At 64.9% G+C, this 4432-nt stretch carries 4 protein-coding genes and 1 pseudogene; 4 read left to right on the forward strand and 1 reads right to left on the reverse strand.

From position 1 onward, the window contains the following. From JWR89_RS22370 to JWR89_RS22385, 4 genes are all read left to right on the forward strand, one after another. On the forward strand, positions 1-422 hold a 422-nt coding region (locus JWR89_RS22370), incomplete at its 5' end, for an acyl-CoA dehydrogenase family protein (RefSeq protein WP_299720244.1). 194 nt (positions 423-616) lie between these two features. Beyond that, entirely contained in the window at positions 617-1861 is a 1245-nt protein-coding gene (locus JWR89_RS22375) for an acyl-CoA dehydrogenase (RefSeq protein ID WP_299720246.1), read from the forward strand. Positions 1862-2062: 201 nt separating this feature from the next. After that, positions 2063-3304 carry an acyl-CoA dehydrogenase gene (locus tag JWR89_RS22380; RefSeq protein ID WP_299720248.1) on the forward strand — a complete coding sequence of 414 codons (1242 nt, stop codon included), beginning with the start codon at positions 2063-2065 and terminating at the stop codon, positions 3302-3304. 177 nt (positions 3305-3481) lie between these two features. Next, a complete protein-coding gene (locus tag JWR89_RS22385; protein WP_299720250.1) occupies positions 3482-4162 on the forward strand; it encodes a nitroreductase in 681 nt (226 codons plus the stop codon). A gap of 168 nt (positions 4163-4330) precedes the next feature. Here the strand turns inward: JWR89_RS22385 and JWR89_RS22390 are convergent. Beyond that, a pseudogene (locus JWR89_RS22390) lies at positions 4331-4432 on the reverse strand (enoyl-CoA hydratase/isomerase family protein); the annotation flags it as partial.

Below are 4432 nucleotides of genomic sequence, written 5' to 3' on the forward strand. Positions count from 1 at the left end.
TGATCGGCTTCGAGCAGGTCGGCGGCGCCGACCGCGCGCTGGAGATGGGCCGCGACTACGCGCTCGACCGCATCGCCTTCGGCCGCCAGATCGGTTCGTTCCAGGCGGTCAAGCATATGCTCGCCGACATGTATGTGTCCGCCACGCTGGCGCGTTCGAATTGCTATTACGGGGCCTGGGCGCTTTCTACCAATGCTTCGGAGTTGCCGGAAGCCGCTGCCGCGGCGCGGATCAGCGCGACGCAGGCGTTCCAGCACTGCGCCAAGAACAACATCCAGGTCCATGGCGGCATGGGATTCACCTGGGAGTTCGACTGCCATTTGTACTACCGCCGCGCCAACGCGCTGGCGCTGGGACTCGGTAGCCTGTCGTACTGGGAAGACGCCTTGATCGACCGCATGCGGCAGAGGAACGCGGCGTAGCTTTTTCTTCCCTCTCCCCCGCGCGAAGCGAAGCTTCGCTAGGTGGGAGAGGGTGGCCGCGCGAAGCGCGGACGGGTGAGGGGTAGCCACACGCTCCGAGCCTTGCAGTACCCCTCATCCGTCACGGCCTTCGGCCGTGCCACCTTCTCCCACAAGGGGAGAAGGAGGAAGAAAGAGCGATTGGAGGCGTTGCCATGAATTTCGATGACACCCCGCAGGAAGCCGCGTTTCGTGCCGAGGCCCGCGCCTGGATCGCGGCCAACGCGCCGAAGCAGTACGAGGACGAGCTGAAGAAGGCGTCGCTCGGTCGCATCCAGCTCAAGGGCGGCAACATCCTCGACGTCGCAAAGGCCTGGCAGAAGAAGAAGGCCGAGGCCGGCTGGGCGGTGCCGCACTGGCCGAAGGACTATGGCGGCCGCGGCGCGTCGCCGATCGAGCGGGTGATCTGGCAGCAGGAGGAGGGCGTGTTCGGCAAGCTCGGCGCGCTGTTCATCATCGGCCACGGCATGTGCGGCCCGACCATGATGGCCTATGCCGCCGAGGACCAGAAGCGGCACTATTTGCCGCCGCTGGCATCCGGCGAACAGATCTGGTGCCAGCTATTCTCGGAGCCCGCCGGCGGCTCCGACGTCGCCGGCCTGCGTACCCGCGCGGAAAGAGACGGCGATGACTGGGTCATCAATGGCCAGAAAATCTGGACCTCGGGCGCGCATTATTCCGACTACGGCATCCTGATCACCCGCACCGATCCCCATGTGCCCAAGCACAAGGGACTCACCATGTTCTTCCTCGACATGAAGAGCCCGGGCGTCGAGGTGAAGCCGATCAAGCAGGCCAACGGCCAGTCGGAATTCAACGAGGTGTATTTCACCGACGTGCGGATTCCCGACGCGCAGCGGCTCGGCGCCGTCGGCGATGGCTGGAACGTGTCGCTGACCACGCTGATGAACGAGCGCATGGCGATCGGCTCCAACATGGCGACCGGCGTACCCGAACTGTTCGAATTCGCCAGCAATCTGATGCTGGAGGATGGGCTGGCGATCGACGACCGAGCGGTGCGCTCGAAGCTGGCGAGCTGGGCCGTGCGCGCCAGCGGGCTGAAGTACACCAGCTTTCGCGCGATTTCAGCGCTGTCGCGCGGCGAGCGGCCGGGACCGGAAAATTCCATCGGCAAGCTGGTGGCGGGATCGATGCTGCAGGATGTTGCGACCTACGCGCTCGACCTGCAGGGCGCCGCGGGCGTATTGAGCGGTCCCGACGATGCCGAGGCCGCCGGAAAATTCCAGGCGATGCTGCTGCGTTCGCCGGCCACCCGCGTCGAAGGCGGCACCGATGAGATTCTGCGAAACATCATCGCCGAGCGCGTGCTTGGATTGCCGGGCGACATTCGCGTCGACAAGGACGTGCCGTTCAACCAGATTCCCACCAGGGGACGCTAGAGCAACGCCCCCTTTCTTCCTTCTCCCCCGCGCGAAGCGAAGCTTCGCTAGGTGGGAGAAGGTGGCACGGACGAAGTCCGTGACGGATGAGGGGTAGCTGCAGAGCGCAACAATACCCCTCACCCGTCCGCGCTGGCGCGCGGCCACCCTCTCCCACAAGGGGAGAGGGGAAGTAAGAGACGCCTCGTAAGGAGTGACAAAATGAATTTCGATGATACCCCCGAAGAAGCCGCGTTCCGCGCCGAGGCGCGTGCCTGGATCGATGCCAACGCACCGAAGCATCTCGAGGCGGAACTGACGAAACCGTCGGCGCAACGGGCCAGCGAGAAGCGCGACGGCATGATCGAAGTCGCAAAGGCCTGGCAGAAGAAGAAGGCCGACGCCGGCTGGGCCTGCTTGCACTGGCCGAAGGATTACGGCGGCCGCGGATCGACGCCGATCGAGCGGGTGATCTGGCAGCAGGAGGAGGGCGTCTACGACAAGCTGGCGCGCCCGTTCGCCATCGGCCAGGGGATGTGCGGCCCCACCGTGATGGCCTATGCCGACGAGGCGCAGAAGCGCAAATACCTGCCGCCGCTGGCGTCCGGCGAAACGATCTGGTGTCAGCTATTCTCCGAACCCGCCGGCGGCTCCGACGTCGCCGGGCTGCGCACCCGCGCCGAAAAGGATGGCGATGACTGGGTCGTCAACGGCCAGAAAATCTGGACCTCGGGCGCGCATTATTCCGACTACGGCATTCTGATCACGCGCACCGACCCCAACGTGCCCAAGCACAAGGGACTCACCATGTTCTTCCTGGACATGAAGAGCGCGGGCGTCGAGGTCAAGCCGATCCGGCAGGCCAATGGCATGCAGGAATTCAACGAGGTGTTCTTCACCAACGTCCGGATTCTCGACAGCCAGCGGCTCGGCGCCGTTGGCGACGGCTGGAACGTGTCGCTGACGACGCTGATGAACGAGCGCATGTCGATCGGCGCGCGGCTGTCCACCGGCTTTCCCGAACTGTTCGAGTTCTGCAGCGATTTGATGCTGGAAGACGGGCTGGCGATCGACGACCGCTCGGTACGCTCGAAGCTGGCGAGCTGGGCGGTGAAGAACTCCGGGCTGAAATATACCAGCTATCGTTCGATCTCGGCGCTGTCGAAGGGCGACCGCCCGGGGCCGGAAAATTCCATCGGCAAGCTGGTGTCGGGCAGCATGCTGCAGGACATCGCGATGTTCGCCGCCGACCTGCAGGGCGCGTCGGGCGCGCTGGCAGAAGGCGACGCCGACGCTGCCGGCCAGTTCCAGGCGATGATCCTGCAGTCGCCGTCGATGCGCATCGCGGGGGGCACCGACGAGATCCTGCGCAATATCATCGCCGAGCGCGTGCTGGGTTTGCCGGGCGATATCCGTGTGGACAAGGACGTGGCGTTCAACAAGATTCCGACGAAGGGACGCTGACCGGGCACACATGCCGCGATCGTTTCCCGGACGCGGTGCGGCGTTCTTACGCCGCTCCGCAGATCCGGGATCCCGGTAACTTAGAAAACCGGGGCCCCGGATCAGCAGCGCACCACGGCGCAAGCGCGCCGCGTTGCGCAGCATCCGGGGAACGCAACTCAATCTCCTGAGGACTTCATGACCGACACCCCCATCGACACCCTCGAAACCCTGCTGTCCGCGCGCTATTCGTGCCGCGCCTTCAGGCCCGATCCGGTGCCGCGCGACACCATCGATCGCATCCTCTCGGCCGCGCAAAAAACCGCGTCGTGGTGCAACAGCCAGCCGTGGCAGGTGACCATCACCTCCGGCGAGGCGACGCGGAAATTCCGCGACGTGCTGTATCCGCTCGCCGCGGCGGGCACGCCAAATTCCGGCGACTTCCCGTTTCCGCGCGAATATCGCGGCGTCTATCTCGACCGCCGCCGCGAGAGCGGCTTCCAGCTCTACAACACGCTGGGCATCGAACGCGGCGACAAAGCCGCTTACGCGAAACAGGCGCTGGAGAATTTCAATTTCTTCGGCGCGCCGCATGTGGCTGTTATCACCACCGACGAGGCGCTTGGCATCTATGGCGCGGTGGATTGCGGCGGCTATGTCACCAGCTTCATGCTGGCGGCGCAGGCGCTCGGCATTGCCACCGTGCCGCAGGCGGCGCTGGCGTTTCACTCCGCCGTGGTGCGCCAGCACTTTGGCATGAGCGACGACCGCCGCATGGTGTGCGGCATCTCGTTCGGATTCGCGGATAGCGATAACAAGGTCAACAGCTACCGGACGAACCGGGCAGCGCTGCCGGATGTCGCGACGTTCGTGGGGTAGAACTCCTCGTGTCCCGGACGCGGTGCGGCATTCTCAGGCGATGCTCTTGCATCGCCGCTATGCCGCTCCGCAGATCCGGGATCCCGGTGCCTTTATGAAACCGGGACCCCGGCTTTGCGAAGCAGCACTTCGTGCTGCATCGCGTCCGGGGAACGAGACTGAGACAATCTAAAACCTCGGCGCCCTTTTCTCCGAAAACGCCGCAATCCCTTCCTTGATCTCGGCGCCGCGCATGCTGTCGCGGGCGCGTTGGTCGGCGGCGTCCTCGTC

It is taken from the genome of Tardiphaga sp. (genome assembly GCF_028290785.1).
Taxonomy (GTDB): domain Bacteria; phylum Pseudomonadota; class Alphaproteobacteria; order Rhizobiales; family Xanthobacteraceae; genus Tardiphaga.